At 70.2% G+C, this 15,845-nt stretch carries 17 protein-coding genes; 7 read left to right on the top strand and 10 right to left on the bottom strand.

Annotated features, from left to right (window positions below; translation table 11 throughout):
- Positions 1-162: 162 nt before the first annotated feature.
- Positions 163-1,563: a DUF2252 domain-containing protein gene (locus tag ACWDR4_RS19045; protein WP_450409854.1), complete on the top strand. Its 1,401-nt coding sequence runs from the start codon at positions 163-165 to the stop codon at positions 1,561-1,563.
- A gap of 25 nt (positions 1,564-1,588) precedes the next feature.
- Positions 1,589-2,008, top strand: a complete 420-nt coding sequence (locus ACWDR4_RS19040) for an SHOCT domain-containing protein (RefSeq protein ID WP_450409853.1) — start codon at positions 1,589-1,591, stop codon at positions 2,006-2,008.
- Here ACWDR4_RS19040 and ACWDR4_RS19035 read toward each other — a convergent pair.
- Positions 1,959-3,281 carry a cation:proton antiporter domain-containing protein gene (locus ACWDR4_RS19035; RefSeq protein ID WP_450409851.1) on the bottom strand — a complete coding sequence of 441 codons (1,323 nt, stop codon included), beginning with the start codon at positions 3,279-3,281 and terminating at the stop codon, positions 1,959-1,961. The two genes, ACWDR4_RS19040 and ACWDR4_RS19035, sit on opposite strands and share 50 nt — an antisense overlap.
- A gap of 256 nt (positions 3,282-3,537) precedes the next feature.
- On the opposite strand from ACWDR4_RS19035, the gene ACWDR4_RS19030 reads away from it, so the two are divergent.
- A complete protein-coding gene (locus ACWDR4_RS19030; protein ID WP_450409849.1) occupies positions 3,538-4,878 on the top strand; it encodes a hypothetical protein in 1,341 nt (446 codons plus the stop codon).
- Positions 4,879-4,933: 55 nt separating this feature from the next.
- Here the strand turns inward: ACWDR4_RS19030 and ACWDR4_RS19025 are convergent, their stop codons facing one another.
- Both ACWDR4_RS19025 and ACWDR4_RS19020 read right to left on the bottom strand, forming a co-directional pair.
- Complete coding sequence (locus tag ACWDR4_RS19025; protein ID WP_450409847.1) at positions 4,934-5,845, bottom strand: sulfotransferase family protein; 912 nt, start codon at positions 5,843-5,845, stop codon at positions 4,934-4,936.
- Positions 5,846-5,956: 111 nt separating this feature from the next.
- Positions 5,957-6,421, bottom strand: a complete 465-nt coding sequence (locus ACWDR4_RS19020) for a GNAT family N-acetyltransferase (protein ID WP_450410013.1) — start codon at positions 6,419-6,421, stop codon at positions 5,957-5,959.
- A 297-nt stretch (positions 6,422-6,718) separates the two neighbouring features.
- Here ACWDR4_RS19020 and ACWDR4_RS19015 point away from each other — a divergent pair, with 297 nt between their 5' ends.
- On the top strand, positions 6,719-7,492 hold the full coding sequence (locus ACWDR4_RS19015) for a LuxR C-terminal-related transcriptional regulator (RefSeq protein ID WP_450409846.1): 774 nt from the start codon (positions 6,719-6,721) through the stop codon (positions 7,490-7,492).
- 43 nt (positions 7,493-7,535) lie between these two features.
- Here ACWDR4_RS19015 and ACWDR4_RS19010 read toward each other — a convergent pair whose 3' ends face one another.
- Complete coding sequence (locus ACWDR4_RS19010) at positions 7,536-8,033, bottom strand: MarR family winged helix-turn-helix transcriptional regulator (protein ID WP_105974558.1); 498 nt, start codon at positions 8,031-8,033, stop codon at positions 7,536-7,538.
- 135 nt (positions 8,034-8,168) lie between these two features.
- Here ACWDR4_RS19010 and ACWDR4_RS19005 point away from each other — a divergent pair, with 135 nt between their 5' ends.
- Together ACWDR4_RS19005 and ACWDR4_RS19000 are read left to right on the top strand one after the other, a co-directional pair.
- Positions 8,169-8,996, top strand: a complete 828-nt coding sequence (locus tag ACWDR4_RS19005; protein WP_450409845.1) for a trans-aconitate 2-methyltransferase — start codon at positions 8,169-8,171, stop codon at positions 8,994-8,996.
- Positions 8,997-8,999: 3 nt separating this feature from the next.
- Positions 9,000-9,380 carry a glyoxalase gene (locus tag ACWDR4_RS19000; protein ID WP_450409844.1) on the top strand — a complete coding sequence of 127 codons (381 nt, stop codon included), beginning with the start codon at positions 9,000-9,002 and terminating at the stop codon, positions 9,378-9,380.
- On the opposite strand, the gene ACWDR4_RS18995 is transcribed toward ACWDR4_RS19000, so the two are convergent.
- The 4 genes from ACWDR4_RS18995 to ACWDR4_RS18980 are packed head-to-tail and all read right to left on the bottom strand — an operon-like array spanning position 9,355 to position 11,592.
- Positions 9,355-9,606 (bottom strand): type II toxin-antitoxin system RelE family toxin, encoded by a 252-nt coding sequence (locus tag ACWDR4_RS18995; protein ID WP_450409842.1) that lies wholly within the window; start codon positions 9,604-9,606, stop codon positions 9,355-9,357. The genes ACWDR4_RS19000 and ACWDR4_RS18995 overlap by 26 nt on opposite strands.
- Complete coding sequence (locus tag ACWDR4_RS18990; protein ID WP_450409840.1) at positions 9,603-9,857, bottom strand: type II toxin-antitoxin system Phd/YefM family antitoxin; 255 nt, start codon at positions 9,855-9,857, stop codon at positions 9,603-9,605. Before ACWDR4_RS18990 ends, ACWDR4_RS18995 begins: the two co-directional genes overlap by 4 nt.
- A 41-nt stretch (positions 9,858-9,898) precedes the next feature.
- Positions 9,899-10,576 (bottom strand): TetR family transcriptional regulator, encoded by a 678-nt coding sequence (locus tag ACWDR4_RS18985; protein ID WP_450409838.1) that lies wholly within the window; start codon positions 10,574-10,576, stop codon positions 9,899-9,901.
- On the bottom strand, positions 10,573-11,592 hold the full coding sequence (locus tag ACWDR4_RS18980) for an acyl-CoA desaturase (RefSeq protein WP_450409836.1): 1,020 nt from the start codon (positions 11,590-11,592) through the stop codon (positions 10,573-10,575). Before ACWDR4_RS18980 ends, ACWDR4_RS18985 begins: the two co-directional genes overlap by 4 nt.
- Positions 11,593-11,868: 276 nt before the next feature.
- Between ACWDR4_RS18980 and ppc the strand changes: the two genes are divergently transcribed.
- On the top strand, positions 11,869-14,610 hold the full coding sequence (gene ppc / locus ACWDR4_RS18975) for a phosphoenolpyruvate carboxylase (RefSeq protein ID WP_450409835.1): 2,742 nt from the start codon (positions 11,869-11,871) through the stop codon (positions 14,608-14,610).
- 69 nt (positions 14,611-14,679) lie between these two features.
- Here ppc and ACWDR4_RS18970 read toward each other — a convergent pair whose 3' ends face one another.
- On the bottom strand, positions 14,680-15,171 hold the full coding sequence (locus ACWDR4_RS18970; protein WP_450409833.1) for a hypothetical protein: 492 nt from the start codon (positions 15,169-15,171) through the stop codon (positions 14,680-14,682).
- Between the two features lie 64 nt (positions 15,172-15,235).
- Positions 15,236-15,838 carry an aminoacyl-tRNA hydrolase gene (pth, locus tag ACWDR4_RS18965; protein ID WP_450409831.1) on the bottom strand — a complete coding sequence of 201 codons (603 nt, stop codon included), beginning with the start codon at positions 15,836-15,838 and terminating at the stop codon, positions 15,236-15,238.
- Positions 15,839-15,845: the final 7 nt, after the last annotated feature.

Genomic DNA, 15,845 nt, shown 5'->3' with positions numbered 1-15,845 from the left:
AGTGGCCCCTGTGTCCAGCGTCCTCCTCCAGCCCGTGGCTCGCCACAGGTGACCTGGCCGGCCGAGATGCCCGCCGGTGTGGAGTGTGGAACGGTGGGAGAGGGCTGGGGCCCGGTTCGGGGCACGTTCTCCACCGGGCGGCTCAGCCCAGGAGGTGGCGTCATGGCTGACCAGGTCAGCGGAAGCCTTCCCGAAGAACGGGCAGCGCGGGGACGGGCCGCCCGGGCGGACACACCGCGCTCCGCCCACGCGGAGTACCAGCCCGCGGCGAAACGACCGGACCCGGTGGACACCATCGAGGCACAGTCGGCGGCCCGGGTCCAGGAACTCGTGCCCATCCGCTACGGCCGGATGCTGGAGTCCCCCTTCCGCTTCTACCGGGGCGCCGCCGCCATCATGGCCGGCGACCTGGCCGACACCCCCCGCTCGGGCATCACCGCGCAGCTGTGCGGTGACGCGCATCTGCTGAACTTCCGGCTGCTGGCCTCGCCCGAGCGGCATCTGGTGTTCGACATCAACGACTTCGACGAGACCCTGCCCGGCCCCTGGGAGTGGGACGTGAAGAGGCTGGCCGCGAGCCTGGCCATCGCCGGACGCGAGAACGGCTACACGGACGCCGAACGGGCCTCCGTCGTACGCGCCGCCGTACGGTCCTACCGCGAGCGGATGCGCGGCTTCGCCGGCCAGGGCAACCTCGCCGTCTGGTACACCCAGGTCGACATGGACACGCTGCAGACGCTGGCGGACCGGAAGCTGGGCTCGCGGGCCCGGAAGCGCACACACCGGGCCATGACCAAGGCCCGCGGCCGCGACAGCCTCCAGGCCTTCGAGAAGCTCACGGAGGTGGTCGACGGCCGGCGCAGGATCGCCCCCGACCCACCCCTGATCGTGCCGGCCCAGGACCTGCTGACGGGCGGTGAGCGCGACGCCCTGGAGGAACAGCTGCGCGAGCTGATCGAGCGGTACGGCCACAGCGTGCAGTCCGACCGCCGCCATCTGCTGCGGCAGTACCGGTTCGTCGACATGGCCCGCAAGGTCGTCGGGGTCGGCAGCGTCGGCACCCGCTGCTGGATCATCCTACTGCTCGGCAGGGACGACGAGGACCCGCTGCTCCTCCAGGCCAAGGAAGCCGACCGGTCGGTGCTGGCCCCGTACGCCGGGGCGAGCGCCTACCAGAACCAGGGCCACCGGGTGGTCGCCGGGCAGCGCCTCATGCAGGCCACCAGCGACATCTTCCTCGGCTGGGAACGCGTCATCGGCATCGACGGACGCCAACGCGACTTCTACGTCCGCCAGTTGCGGGACTGGAAGGGCATCGCCGAACCCCAGTTCATGGTCCCCAGAACCATGCGCGCCTTCGGCGAGATCTGCGGCGCCACCCTCGCCCGCGCCCACGCACGCTCCGGCGACCGCATCGCCATCTCCGCCTACCTCGGCGGCGGCGAGGCCTTCGACCGCGCACTCACGGTCTTCGCCGAAAGCTACGCCGACCAGAACGAACGCGACCACCAAGCCCTCACCGACGCCGTGCACACCGGCCGGGTCAGCGCGCAGAGCGCATAAGCGCACAGGAGACAGGAGAACGACCATGAGCGACAGCCTCTACCTGGCATACGACTATCCGCTGCTGGGCGCGTTCTGGACGATGATGTGGATCTTCCTCTGGATCATGTGGATCGTCCTGCTGTTCCGCGTCATCGGCGACATCTTCCGCGACGACTCGCTCAGCGGGTGGGGGAAGACGGGCTGGACGTTCTTCGTGATCATCACGCCGTTCCTCGGCATCTTCGTGTACCTGATCGCCCGGGGCCGTGACATGGGCAAGCGCGAACAGCAGTCCGCCGTCGCACGGCAGGAGTCGATCGACGCGTACATCCGGCAGACCGCCGGAGGCACGGGCACGGGCGGCCACGCGGACGAGCTGGCCAAGCTCTCCGAACTCAAGAACAAGGGCGACCTCACCGAGGCGGAGTTCCAGAACGCCAAGCAGAAGGTCCTGACGTCCTGACGGGGCTCTCGGGTACGGGGGTGCCCTCGCGCAGGTCGGGCGTGGCCGCCGCAGCCCTCGTGTGCCAGCGGCCGTACCGTTCGGCGAGGGCCGCGGCCGAGACACCGTGCAGGAGGACGCTGAGGCCGACGGTGATCGCGACCACCCTGCCCAGCAGCTCCACCCCGGGGACGTGTTCCTCCACCACGAGCAGCGCCAGTACGACGGACGCGAGACCGCGTGGCCCGAACCACCCCACGTACGCCACCGTGAAGGGCCGCAGCCCGCTCCCGGCGAGCGCGAGGGCCACCGGCAGCATTCTGACGACGGTGAGACTGAGCACCGCGTACAGGACGATCCGCCAGCTCAGGTGCTCCAGCGCGGGACCGAGCAGCACCGCCCCGAAGATCAGAAGGCTGATCGAAGCGAGGAGCCGTCCGAGGCTCTCGGTGAACTCGGCCGTGCGGTCCCGGTCCTCCCGCGCGACGCCGGCCCGGTAGCGGCGCAGGACGAACCCGAAGGCGAATCCGGCGACCCAGGCGGCGATGAAGCCGCTGCCGTCCGTCACGACGGCGAGTTCGTACGACGCCGCCGCGACGGCCAGTGGATAGACCTGCCGCCACTCCCACATGTCCCATCCCCGGGCCCGGGACCACTGCAGCAGCCGGCCGCCGAGCCCACCGACGAGCAGACCCAGCGCGGTGCTCAGGACGAGTGCGCGCCAGAAGACACCCGTCACGCCCTCCTGCGCATAGTGCGTGCCCGGGACGGCCGCCAGGAACAGGACGAAGAAGGGCAGCACGATGCCGTCGTTCAGGCCGCTCTCGGCGTTCAGACCGTGCCGTACGAGAGCCGGGACGCGAGGGCTGGTGATGGCGGTCTTCTCGAGGGCGACGTCGGTGGGGACGAGGATGGCGCCGACGAGTGCGAACTCCCACACCGTCAGCCCCGGCAGCAGGAGCCAGGCGAGCAGCCAGCCCGCCCCGAGACTCAGGGGCAGTGCGATGCCCAGCAGACGGGCCGGCAGAAAACCGCCGGTCACCAGGTCCCGTCTGCGGACCGTCATGGCATCGGTGAACAGGACGAGCGTCAGGGTGACTTCGAGGAGCGCGAGGATCGGTGCGGCGTCGCGTTTCAGGTCGACGATGTCCAGCACGGCCGGTCCGAGGAGGATCCCGGAGCCGACGAACACGATCGCCGCCGACAGCGGCGTCGAGGACAGCCGACGTGAGCCCAGCGCGTACGCGGCGGTGATACCCGCGACCGCCACACCGGTCCAGGCGCCACTGCTCATGTCTCGGCCCTCCGCCGCCGGTTCCGCGTGAACGTGCCGGTGGCCTCCTTCTACAGGCCGGCGAGGGACTGCCCGCCGACGTCGACGGGGACACGCCGGGTGCCGCCGCCCGGACGGCTGTCACGGTCCACGCGAAGGGCCGGTGCGAGGGGCCGGTCGACCACGTCTCGCCCGTACAGCCCCGCTTGGCGGGCGGTGTCGCCGTGGAACGGCGGAAATGGGAGGGAGACGATCCCCCAGGAGCTCTGGAGCCCCCATGACCGGCCCGAACGAGCCGAACGAGCCCGCAGCCGTCCCGGAGCGGAGCGCGGGTGACGGGGCGGGGAGTGGGCGAAAGCACGGCTCGGCCGCGGGGCGGATCGCGCGGAACACCGTCTCGGCGGTGCTGATCGTGCTCACCTGCGTCCTGGTGCCGGTGGCGCTGCTCACGGTGTGGGTCCACGACATCGCGCTGGACACCGACCGGTACGTGGAGACGGTCTCGCCGCTGGCCTCGCACCCGGCGATGGAGGACGCGGCGGTCAGGCGCATCACCCAGGCTGCCGACCTACGCGCGGACGGCAGCCGGGCCGCCGCGGACATCGCCGCCTGGCTGCGGTCCCAGGGACTGTCACCGCGCGCCGCGCAGGCCGTCAAGGGGCTGGGTCCGCAGCTCGACTCCGCGGTCAACGACACGGTCGAGAAGGTGGCCACCCGTTTCGTGCGCGGCGACCGTTTCGAACGGATCTGGACGAACGCCAACCGGGCCGCCCACAGCACGGTCGTGCACGCACTCACCGGCGAGGGCCGTGGCGCCGTGGGAGTGGACGCCGGGACGGTCACGCTCGACGTGGGCGAAGCCGTCGACGAGGTCAGACAGGCCCTCGTGGACGCGGGCCTGTCCCCGGCCGCCAGGATCCCCGACGTCGACAAGCAGATGGTGCTGCTCCAGTCCGACCAGCTGAAGAAGATCCGCAAGGGCGCCCATCTGCTGGACGTGATCGGGAACTGGTTTCCCGTGCTCGTCGTCGTGATCGGCGCGGCCGGCGTGCTGCTGGCCCACCGGCGCCGCCGCGCGCTGGCCCGTACGGCGCTGGGCGCTGCCTTCGCCTGCCTGGTCGTGGCCGTCGTCCTGGTCGTCGTCCGCCGCTACTACCTGGACCATCTCCCGCCCCAGGTCCAGTCGGAGGCCGCCGCGGCAGCCGTCTTCGACACCCTGTTGCGTTTCCTGCGCGTCAGCCTGCGCACGGCGATCGTGCTCGGCGTGGTCATCGCGCTGGGCGCCTACCTCATCGGCCCCGGACGGCTGCCGCGCGCCATCCGGAGCACGTCCGACCGCGCCGCGGACTCCACGGCACAGTGGGCGTACGGTCACCAGGTCCGCACCGGCCGCGCGGGGATCTGGGCCCAGGCCTACCGCCGGTGGATCACCCTGGCCGCCCTGCTGATCGTGGCCCTGGTCTTCGCGCTCTGGAACCACCCGACGGTTCTGACCATCCTGCTCCTGGTCGTCATCCTGCTGGCCCTTCTCGCCCTGCTCGCACTCCTCGCCGCCACCGGCCGCAGCACCAGCGACGCCGAGAAGGTGGCACCACCGGGCCCGGACGGCGGCACGTGACGTTCTGCCCCGCACCCGGGTGAGGAGTGCACGGCTGGTCCTCGCCCTCGCCGCCCTACACGTACCCCCACGTCCGGCACATCTCCCGCAGCACCTCGGGGATCTCCTCGGGCGCCGGAGCGGGCCGGTCCGGCTGGACCTTCCCCGACCGGATCTTGTCGTTCCAGTCGCCGAAGCCGCCGCCCAGGACCGCGCCCTCCAGGCTGCTGCCGTACTCCAGCATGCCGGGCTGCCAGTCCAGGTCCAGGAAGTCGCAGAGGGCGCGGAGTTCGGTGGCGGGGTCGGTGGTGAGGTCCTCGTACGTGAGGATGTGGCCGCCCAGTTTCGCGTGGGCCTCCTCCATCGCCTCCATGTACTGCAGCACCCGGGACGCCGCCTCCTCACGGGTGCGGTCGGGCACCGCCTCGTGCCAGGAGCGGGCGACCGAGGCCGGGTGGCGGCGCAGGAAGACGAAGCGGGCGTCGGGCCAGGTCTCGGCGATGCGCTGCCACTGGAAGGTGTTGCCCGGGGTCTTCTCCACGATGAACGGCTTGCCCGACTTGACCAGTTCCCGGTGCAGGGCACGGTCCCAGAGCAGGCCCTCCAGATCCTCGTAGCCGAGACCGAGCGCCTCGAAGGAGCGTTCCGTGGGGCTGCCCGACTTGAAGTACACCTCCAGGCCCGTCAGATGCAGCTCGTGCGAGGCGTGCAGCTCGGAGTGGGCGCCCAGCATCATGCGGAGCAGCGTCGAGCCCGACCGTACGGGCGCCAGCACGAAGACCGGACGGTCAAGGAGCCGGTCGACCTCCGGGTCCACCGGATGCCGGGGCGCGGCCGGCGGCCGGGCCGGACGTGGCTGCCGCGGCTTCGGCACGGCATCGAGAGTGCCGGCCCCGGCGCCCGTGGCGGCCTTGGGCGCGGGGACCCGGCGCACCTGGTAGCCGGTCGTCTCGGCGAGCTTGGAGTTCAGCTTTCGCAGGATGCTCATGGGGCGGCACGCTAGAACTCTTACCTGAGACTTACCTTGGTCTTGTCTGAGACCGGGGTAAACCCCCGAGGTGAGCGCCTCGGCCGTGCGGACATTCACGTGCCCGGGTCTTCAGCCCCCTGGCAGCAGCCGCTTCGTCAGCGTGTACTCCGTCACCCCCGGCGGATAGTCCGGGATCACGCACACCACCTCGTACCCCTGCTTCCGGTAGAAGTCCGGTGCCTGGAAGTCCCAGGTCTCCAGGCGTGCGTGGGTGCACGCGCGCTCCTCGTGTGCCTTGTGCTCCGCTTCGGCGAGGAGACGGGAGCCGAGGCCGCTGCCCCGGTGCGGGGTGTCGACCCAGAGGTACGTCACATGCAGCCAGGTCGTCCAGGTGTGGCCGACCACGCCCCCCGCCAGCTCACCCTTCGCATCCAACGCCCATACATGGAGCGGGAGTTCGCGCTCGGCCGGGGTTCCGCGCAGGGCGCGCAGGACCGGTGATGCCGCCGTGTTCGTGTCGCGCAACCTTGATCGGAGAAGAGAGAGCCATTCCTTGTCGACTTCTGTCTCAATACGAAACATGCGGCACACCATAAACGTGCTGGCCAATCAGTTCTGCGAATTGCCTTCCGCTCCTGCCTCCCGGCCGTACCCTGATGAACAGCACCGGTGGGGGCCGGTGCTGATCAGGGGGCGAGACAGTCGGGTACGACGCCCGGAGTGGGGGTAGCAGTCTTCGCATGGCGGCGGCCGTGCGGCAGTGACTGCGGCAGCCCCGTCCCAGGCCAGAACCAACAGCCGGGGACTGCTCCGGGCGTCGTGTCCGCACGGGGTGTCCCCCCGACGATTGGGTGTCCCCAGCTCTTGAGGAGCTCGGGGAAGGGGGTTTCAGTGGTTCGCATCCGAGTCCTGGTCGTCGACGACCACCGTATCTTCGCCGAGTCGCTCGCCGCCGCACTGGCCGCAGAGCCCGATGTCGACGTCTCCGCCGCCGGCAGCGGTCCCGCCGCGCTGCGCAGTCTGGAGCGCGCGGTGGCCGAGGGCCGCCGGTTCGACGTCCTGCTCGTCGACTCCGACCTGGGCGGCAATGTGCCCGGGGCACGTCCGGCGGTGCCCGTGCAGGAGGGCAACGAGGAAGGGCTGGTCGACGGCATCTCGCTGGTCGCGGGCGTCCGTACGGGCCATCCGCATGTACGGATCGTCGTCCTCGCCGAGAAGGACGACCCGCGGCGGGCAGCACTCGCCCTCCAGGCCGGCGCCTCCGGCTGGGTCGCCAAGGACTGCTCGCTGTCCCGGCTGCTCACCGTCATCCGCGGCGTACTCCGGGACGAGACCCATCTCCCGCCCGCCCTGCTGACGGGTGTACTGCGCGAGCTGACCGCCGCCCGCAAACACCGCACGGAGAGCGAGAGGCTCGTGGAGTCCCTCACTCCCCGGGAACGGGAAGTGCTGCGCTGCATGGTCGCAGGGCTGGGCCGCAAGGCCGTCGCCGAACGCCTGTTCCTCTCCCCGCACACCGTGCGCACGCACATGCAGAACGTGCTGGGCAAGCTCGGCGTCCACTCCACCCTCGCCGCCGTCGCCCTCGCCCGACGGGCCGGCGTCGGCCCAGTCGACCTGGCACCCGCCGGCCGGATCGGCGTGGAGGAGAGCAGCAGCGCCTGACCGGACAGGCCAGGCACCTCGGTGATCAGCGGGGTGAGCCGGTTCAGCCGGGGATGTTGTCGAAGGGCGCCGTCAACTGGCGCAGCAGCCCGGCGAGTTCGCCCCGCTGCGCCCGCGACAGCTCCGCCAGGATCGCGCGCTCCTGGTCCAGCAGCCCGGCGAGCGCCTGATCCGCCCTGTCCTGACCCTCGACCGTGAGCCGCACGAGCACACCCCGCCGGTCACTGGGGTCGGGGAGCCGCTCCACCAGACCCTTCTTCGTCAGCCGGTCGATACGGTTCGTCATCGTGCCGGAGGTGACCAGGGTCTGGGTGAGGAGCTGCCCGGGGGAGAGCTGATAGGGGTTCCCGGCGCGCCGCAACGCGGTGAGAACATCGAACTCCCATGGCTCCAGGGCGTGCTCGGCGAAGGCGAGCCTGCGCGCACGGTCCAGATGCCGGGCGAGTCTGCTGACCCGGCTGAGCACTTCGAGTGGTTCCACGTCGAGGTCCGGGCGCTCCCGGCGCCACGCAGCGACCAGCCGATCGACCTCGTCCTCCATGACGATCAGTGTAGTGGTTGTGTCGACGTGAAGTCTCTTGGGATCAAGTCTCTTGACGTCAAGAGAATCCTTGGGTCAGGCTGGCCCCACGGACAGCCGCCACCGCAGCAGACCCTGCCCCACAGGAGGCCCCCCATGCCCGCCCCCACTCCTACCCCCACCCCCACCTGGGACCCCACCCAGTACCTCCGCCACGCCGACCACCGAGCCCGCCCCTTCACCGACCTCCTGGCCCGAGTCCCCGCCCTCCCCTCCACCCGGCCCCGCATCGCCGACCTCGGCTGCGGCCCCGGCAACGTCACCACCGTCCTCGCCGACCGCTGGCCCACCGCGCACATCACCGGGTACGACAACTCCGCACCGATGCTGGAACGGGCGGCGCGGTACGCGGGCCCCACGGCGGGTGGCGGGCGCCTCGACTTCGCCCACGCGGACGCCACGGCGTGGGCGCCCTCGGAGACGTACGACCTGATCGTCTCGAACGCGGCCCTCCAGTGGGTCGACGGGCACCTCGACGCCTTCCCGGCCTGGCTGGACGCGGTCGCACCCGGCGGCACCTTCGCCTTCCAGGTGCCGAACAACCTCGACGCACCCCTGCACACCCTGATGCGCGAACTGGGCACCGGCGCCCGCTGGCGAAGCCGCCTCGGCGAGGTACTGCGCCACGACGACTCGGTCCACGCCCCCCTCGTCTACCTCGACCGTCTGGCCCGCCTCGGCTGCGAGACGGACGTGTGGGAGACGACGTACCTCCACGTCCTGGAGGGCGAGGACCCGGTCCTGGACTGGGTCAAGGGCACGGGTCTACGCCCGGTACTGACGGCTCTGTCCGACGACCCGGAGGCCCGCGACGCCTTCATCACCGAGTACCGCGACCTGCTGCGGGCCGTCTACCCGACGGAGACGTACGGCACGGTGCTGCCCTTCCAACGGCTGTTCGTCGTGGCCAGGAAGGCGGGCTGAGCGATGATCGCGGCCGTCGACCATGTGCAACTGGCCGCCCCGCCCGGCACGGAGGACGCCCTGCGGGCCTACTACGTCGACACCCTCGGCATGACCGAGATCCCGAAGCCACCGGCGCTGGCCGCACGGGGAGGCTGCTGGTTCCAGGCGGGCCCGGTGCAACTGCACCTGGGCATCGAGAAGGACTTCCGGCCGGCCAGGAAGGCCCACCCGGGCCTGCGGGTCGTCGACATCGAGGCGTACGCGGAGAGGCTGGCCGCAGGTGGGGCATCGGTGGCCTGGGACGACGAACTCCCGGGCCACCGGCGGTTCTTCTCGTGCGACTCGGTGGGCAACCGGCTGGAGTTCCTGGAGAGGGTCAGGCTGTGCGGCTCAGGTGGGTGACGAGGATGTGGATCGCCTCCTGGTCGATGAAGTAGAGGACCCGGTAGTCATTGATGCGCAGGCGCCGAATGTCGCGTGACCCGTAGGGGATCGACCCTGCCGGGCGAGGGTCGGTGGCCAGCTTGTCGATGGTGTCCAGGACCAGGGAGAGGCCGCTCGGATCTTCGTTGAGGAACTGAGCCGCAGCGTCGAGTGCGTGCGGCTCGAAGATGATCTCGTACGTCACCGGATTTCGAGCCCCAGCCGCCTGCGTACCTCCGCCATGGGGATGCCGGGCTCAAGCGCTCCCTCGGCCTTGCGCCGCTGGAAGTCGGCCACCGCCAGCGCGTCTTCGAAATCCTCTATCACCTGAGGCGAGACGAGGAGCGCCGCCACGTGCCCGTGATCGGTGAGGGCGATGGTCTCGCGGCTGTGGGCCGCCCGGCGGACCAGGTCGCCGAGCTGGGAACGGGCCGCGCTGATCGCAATCTGAGTCATGGCCGAATGATGTCACAAGGTGAATCAAGAGGAATGTTCATTCAGTTTTTGCGTCGCCCTATCAGGTGAGGCTTCGCCTCCAAGCCGTCCAGCCCGTTCCACGCCAGGTTGACCAGGTGGGCCGCCACCTCCGCCTTGCGGGGGCGGCGTACGTCCAGCCACCACTGGCCCGTCAGGGCGACCATGCCGACCAGGGCCTGGGCGTACAGCGGGGCCAGTTTCGGGTCGAAGCCGCGGCTCTTGAACTCGCGGCCCAGGATGTCCTCCACCTGGGTGGCGATGTCCGAGATGAGAGATGCGAAGGAACCTGTCGACTGGGGGATGGGGGAGTCGCGGACCAGGATGCGGAAGCCGTCCGTGTACTCCTCGATGTAGTCGAGGAGCGCGAAGGCCGCCTGTTCGCACAGTTCGCGGGGGTGGCCGGCCGTCAGGGAGCTGGTCACCATGTCCAGCAGGCGCCGCATCTCGCGGTCCACCACCACCGCGTACAGGCCCTCCTTGCCGCCGAAGTGCTCGTAGACGACGGGCTTGGAGACGCCTGCCTTCGCCGCGATCTCCTCCACCGACGTGGCCTCGAAGCCCTTCGCGGCGAACAGGGTGCGACCGATCTCCAGCAACTGGGCCCGGCGCTCGGCACCCGTCATCCGGGTGCGGCGGGGGCGCCGCGGTTTCTCATTGCTCGGAGTGCTGCTGGAGTCGGTCGCCACGCCGTCAATCATGCCGCCTTCGCGGGCTCCTTCCGGCGTCGAGAGCTGTCATCGTCCGTGTTTCGACGGGAATCGATACGCGAGCGTGACGGCCAGCGCACGTCATAGGCCCAGCCGAGCTTCTCGAACCAGCGGATAAGCCGCGCCGAGGAATCGATCTGCCCGCGCATCACACCGTGCCGCGCGGACGTCGGGTCGGCATGGTGCAGGTTGTGCCAGGACTCGCCGCAGGACAGGACGGCCAGCCACCACACGTTGCCCGAGCGGTCACGGGACCTGAAGGGCCGCTTGCCCACCGCGTGGCAGATCGAGTTGATCGACCACGTGACGTGGTGGAGGAGACAGACCCTTACCAGCGAGCCCCAGAAGAAGCCCGTGAACGCGCCCCACCAGGACATCGTCACCAGGCCGCCGATCAGCGCCGGGAGTGCCAGGGACAGGCCCGCCCAGAGCAGGAACTGGCGCGAGATCGTGCGGATCGCCGTGTCCTTGATCAGATCCGGCGCGTACTTGTCCTGCGGAGTCTGCTCCTCGTCGAACATCCAGCCGATGTGCGCCCACCACAGGCCCTTCATCAGCGCCGGAACCGTCTCCCCGAACCGCCACGGCGAATGCGGGTCGCCCTCCGCGTCCGAGAACTTGTGGTGCTTGCGATGGTCGGCCACCCAGCGCACCAGCGGGCCTTCGACGGCCATTGATCCGGCGATCGCCAGCGCGATCCTGAGCGGTCGCTTCGCCTTGAAGGCGCCGTGGGTGAAGTAGCGGTGGAAGCCGATCGTGATGCCGTGACAGCCCAGGTAGTAGAAGGAGACGAGCAGGCCGAGGTCCAGCCAGCTCACCCCCCAGCCCCACGCCAGCGGCACCGCCGCCAGTACCGCGAGGAACGGGACGGTGATGAAGAGGAGGAGCGTGATCTGTTCGATCGACCGTTTGTGCTCGCCGCCAAGGGTGGCTGAGGGCAGTGGGGTGCCGTCGGGCACGGTCGAGTTCGAAGCGTCGTCGATCACTTCGGAACCTGAGGTGGTCATGCGCGTCCCCTGTGGGGTGATGGGTCCAGTCAGCTTGGGCAGACACCGGGGCACGGGATCCGAGGAGGCCATCGGATCCTCCGGCTCCCTACGGTTGCGTAACCTACGGCGTCGTAAGTATGGCAGCGCGTCGCCCGGCGGCAAGAGCCCAAAATCCTGCGCGTCCCCGTCGACACCTATCCTTAGGTCCGTCGGACAGCGCGGTCCGCTTTGTTTACTTCCCGGATGTTCCGCCCCTATGCCCGCCGAGCCTCCACACTGCAAGGAGCCGCACCTGTGAGCAGTGCCGACGACCATGGCCAGGCCACTACAACGACCAGCGGTGAGCTGCGCGCCGACATCCGGCGCCTCGGCGACCTGCTCGGCGAGACCCTCGTCCGCCAGGAGGGCCCTGAGCTGCTGGAACTCGTGGAGAAGGTCCGCCACCTGACCCGCGAGGACGGCGAGGCCGCCGCCGACCTGCTGCGCGGCACCGAGCTGGAGACCGCCGCCAAGCTCGTCCGCGCCTTCTCCACCTACTTCCACCTCGCGAACGTCACCGAGCAGGTGCACCGAGGCCGCGAACTGCGCGCCAAGCGCGCCGCCGAGGGCGGCCTCCTCGCCCGCACCGCCGACCGCCTCAAGGACGCCGACCCCGACCATCTGCGCGCCACGGTCAGGAACCTCAACGTTCGCCCGGTCTTCACGGCCCACCCGACGGAAGCGGCCAGGCGCTCGGTCCTCAACAAGCTGCGCCGGATCGCCGCCCTGCTGGAGACCCCCGTCATCGAGGCGGACCGCCGCCGCTACGACACCCGACTGGCCGAGAACATCGACCTCGTATGGCAGACGGACGAACTGCGCGTCGTCCGCCCCGAGCCCGCGGACGAGGCCCGCAACGCCATCTACTACCTCGACGAGTTGCACGCGGGTGCGGTCGGGGACGTGCTCGAAGACCTCACCGCCGAACTCGAACGCGTCGGGGTGAAGCTCCCCGACGACACCCGCCCCCTCACCTTCGGCACCTGGATCGGCGGCGACCGCGACGGCAACCCCAACGTGACCCCGCAGGTCACCTGGGACGTCCTGATCCTCCAGCACGAGCACGGCATCAACGACGCGCTCGAACTGATCGACGAGCTGCGCGGCTTTCTCTCCAACTCCATCCGCTACACCGGAGCCACCGAGGAACTCCTGGAGTCCCTCCGGGCCGACATCGAGCTGCTCCCCGAGATCAGCCCCCGCTACAAGCGCCTCAACGCCGAAGAGCCCTACCGCCTCAAGGCCACCTGCATCCGCCAGAAGCTCGAAAACACCAAGCAGCGCCTCGCCAAGGGCACCCCGCACGCCCCCGGCCGCGACTACCTCGGCACCGGCCAGCTCCTCGCGGACCTCACCCTCATCCAGACCTCCCTGCGCGAACACCGCGGCGGCCTCTTCGCCGACGGCCGCATGGACCGTACGATCCGCACGCTCGCCGCCTTCGGTCTCCAGCTCGCGACCATGGACGTACGGGAACACGCGGACGCCCACCACCACGCCCTCGGCCAGCTCTTCGACCGTCTTGGCGAGGAGTCCTGGCGGTACGAGGACATGCCCCGCGAGTACCGCAACAAGCTCCTCGCGAAGGAACTCCGGTCGCGCAGGCCGCTGGCGCCCACCCCGGCGCCCCTGGACGCGGCCGGTGCCAAGACCCTCGGCGTCTTCGAGACCGTCAAGAAGGCCCTCGCCGTCTTCGGGCCCGAGGTCATCGAGTCGTACATCATCTCGATGTGCCAGGGCTCCGACGACGTCTTCGCGGCTGCCGTGCTCGCCCGCGAGGCCGGTCTGATCGACCTGCACGGCGGCTGGGCCAAGATCGGCATCGTGCCCCTCCTGGAGACCACCGACGAGCTGAAGGCCGCCGACACGATCCTGGAGGACATGCTCTCCGACCCGTCCTACCGGCGCCTCGTCGCGCTCAGGGGCGACGTCCAGGAGGTCATGCTCGGGTACAGCGACTCGTCGAAGTTCGGTGGCATCACCACCTCGCAGTGGGAGATCCACCGCGCCCAGCGCCGCCTGCGTGACGTGGCGCATCGGTACGGGGTCCGGCTGCGGTTGTTCCACGGTCGCGGCGGCACGGTCGGCCGCGGTGGCGGTCCCTCGCACGACGCGATCCTCGCGCAGCCCTGGGGCACGCTGGAGGGCGAGATCAAGGTCACCGAGCAGGGCGAGGTGATCTCCGACAAGTACCTGGTCCCCTCGCTGGCCCGCGAGAACCTCGAACTGACGGTCGCCGCCACCCTCCAGGCCTCCGCCCTGCACACCTCGCCACGCCAGTCCGACGAGTCCCTCGCCCGCTGGGACGCGGCCATGGACCTCGTCTCCGACGCGGCCCACTCGGCCTACCGCAGCCTGGTGGAGGACCCGGACCTGCCGTCGTACTTCTTCGCCGCCACACCCGTCGACCAGCTCGCCGACCTCCACCTCGGCTCCCGCCCGTCCCGCCGCCCCGACTCCGGTGCAGGGCTCGACGGCCTGCGCGCCATCCCGTGGGTCTTCGGCTGGACCCAGTCACGGCAGATCGTGCCGGGCTGGTTCGGCGTGGGATCGGGACTGAAGGCGCTGCGCGAAGCCGGCCTGGACACCGTGCTCGACGAGATGCACGAGCAGTGGCACTTCTTCCGGAACTTCGTCTCCAACGTCGAGATGACCCTCGCGAAGACCGACCTGCGTATCGCCCAGCACTACGTCGACACCCTCGTCCCCGAGGACCTCAAGCACGTCTTCGACACCATCCGCGCCGAACACGAACTGACGGTCCGCGAGGTCCTCCGCATCACCGGCGAGAGCAAGCTCCTGGAGGCCAACCCGGTCCTCCAGCAGACCTTCACCATCCGCGACGCCTACCTGGACCCGATCTCCTACCTCCAGGTGACGCTGCTGAAGCGCCAGCGCGACGCGGCGGCAGCGGGCGCCGAGCCGGACCCGCTCCTCGCCCGCGCCCTGCTCCTCACGGTCAACGGAGTGGCGGCGGGCCTGCGCAACACCGGCTGAGCCGGACGGGCATGGCTTGTGGGTGCCCTCGTACGCATGATCACGCGTACGGGGGCACCCTCATGTCCTCTACAACGCCACCCAGGCCGCCGTCACCAGCGCCAGGCCGCTCCCGGCCAGCGCCCAGCCCGTCCGTGTCAGCCCGAGCCCGCCCGCCACCACGACCGACGCCAGCAGCAGCGCGCCCGCCAACGGCACCCAGGCGTACAGGAAACCGGCCGGACCGGACCGTACGACATCACGGCTGCCGGGCTTCACGACCACGGTGTACGTCTCGCCCGCGCTGACCCCGACCGTCTGGTCAAGGACCACCTCGCCCCGCGCCTCGGACCCCACCGACACCGGCCGGTACGGCCCCGTGCAGACGCCGTCCTCGCACTCCGCCACGGTTATCGTGCCCTGCTCGCGGCCCTTGGAGAGCATCACGTGCTGGGCCGTCCCCCAGGACGCCCAGACGCCCGCGATCAGGATCAGCGCGGCGACCGTACCCATCGCCGCGAGCTGTCCGAACCGGAGGGCGGCGACCGAGGCCTGGCGGGAGGAGGTGGCTGTGGCAGGCATGGCGGGGATCATTGGCCATGCCTGAACCGGCCGTCAACCTCGGCTGTCCCCGCGCCCGGACAAGTCAGGAGTTGTACGTGCTTTGCGCCCGCTCCAGCCCCTCGACCACCAGACACTCCACGGCATCCGCGGCCCGGTCCACGAGGTAGTCCAGCTCCTTGCGCTCCGCGGAGGAGAAGTCCTTCAGCACGAAGTCGGCGACCGGCATCCGGCCCGGCGGGCGCCCGATCCCGAACCGCACCCGGTGGTACTCGGCGGAGAAGGCCTTCGTCATCGACTTCAGCCCGTTGTGCCCGTTGTCCCCGCCGGCGAACTTCAGTCGCAGGGTGCCGTAGTCGATGTCCAGCTCGTCGTGGATCGCGACGATGTTGGCGACGGGCACCTTGTAGAAGTCCTTGAGCGCGTTCACCGGCCCGCCCGACAGGTTCATGTACGACATCGGCTTTGCCAGGATCACCCGGCGGTTGTACGGCCCCGGCGGGCCGATCCGCCCCTCCACGACCTGCGCCTGCGCCTTCCCGGCCCGCTTGAACTTCCCGCCGATCCGCCCGGCCAGCAGATCGGCCACCATGAAGCCGACGTTGTGGCGGTTGGCCGCGTACTCCGGCCCGGGGTTGCCGAGGCCGACGACCAGCCAGGGGGCGGACGCATCCGTCGTCACGTTCATCTCTCCC

Source organism: Streptomyces sp. NPDC000878, assembly GCF_053599695.1.
Note: the sequence above shows the minus strand (reverse complement) of the source record. Positions and strands in the feature narration are given on the sequence as shown.

Bases quoted from the DNA above. Each gene is read 5' to 3' on its own strand.
- ACWDR4_RS19045 (WP_450409854.1), top strand. From the start codon at position 163: ATGGCTGACCAGGTCAGCGGAAGCCTTCCCGAAGAACGGGCAGCGCGG.
- ACWDR4_RS19040 (WP_450409853.1), top strand. From the start codon at position 1,589: ATGAGCGACAGCCTCTACCTGGCATACGACTATCCGCTGCTGGGCGCG.
- ACWDR4_RS19035 (WP_450409851.1), bottom strand. From the start codon at position 3,281: ATGAGCAGTGGCGCCTGGACCGGTGTGGCGGTCGCGGGTATCACCGCC.
- ACWDR4_RS19030 (WP_450409849.1), top strand. From the start codon at position 3,538: ATGACCGGCCCGAACGAGCCGAACGAGCCCGCAGCCGTCCCGGAGCGG.
- ACWDR4_RS19025 (WP_450409847.1), bottom strand. From the start codon at position 5,845: ATGAGCATCCTGCGAAAGCTGAACTCCAAGCTCGCCGAGACGACCGGC.
- ACWDR4_RS19020 (WP_450410013.1), bottom strand. From the start codon at position 6,421: ATGGTGTGCCGCATGTTTCGTATTGAGACAGAAGTCGACAAGGAATGG.
- ACWDR4_RS19010 (WP_105974558.1), bottom strand. From the start codon at position 8,033: ATGGAGGACGAGGTCGATCGGCTGGTCGCTGCGTGGCGCCGGGAGCGC.
- ACWDR4_RS19005 (WP_450409845.1), top strand. From the start codon at position 8,169: ATGCCCGCCCCCACTCCTACCCCCACCCCCACCTGGGACCCCACCCAG.
- ACWDR4_RS19000 (WP_450409844.1), top strand. From the start codon at position 9,000: ATGATCGCGGCCGTCGACCATGTGCAACTGGCCGCCCCGCCCGGCACG.
- ACWDR4_RS18990 (WP_450409840.1), bottom strand. From the start codon at position 9,857: ATGACTCAGATTGCGATCAGCGCGGCCCGTTCCCAGCTCGGCGACCTG.
- ACWDR4_RS18985 (WP_450409838.1), bottom strand. From the start codon at position 10,576: ATGATTGACGGCGTGGCGACCGACTCCAGCAGCACTCCGAGCAATGAG.
- ACWDR4_RS18980 (WP_450409836.1), bottom strand. From the start codon at position 11,592: ATGACCACCTCAGGTTCCGAAGTGATCGACGACGCTTCGAACTCGACC.
- ACWDR4_RS18970 (WP_450409833.1), bottom strand. From the start codon at position 15,171: ATGCCTGCCACAGCCACCTCCTCCCGCCAGGCCTCGGTCGCCGCCCTC.
- pth (WP_450409831.1), bottom strand. From the start codon at position 15,838: ATGAACGTGACGACGGATGCGTCCGCCCCCTGGCTGGTCGTCGGCCTC.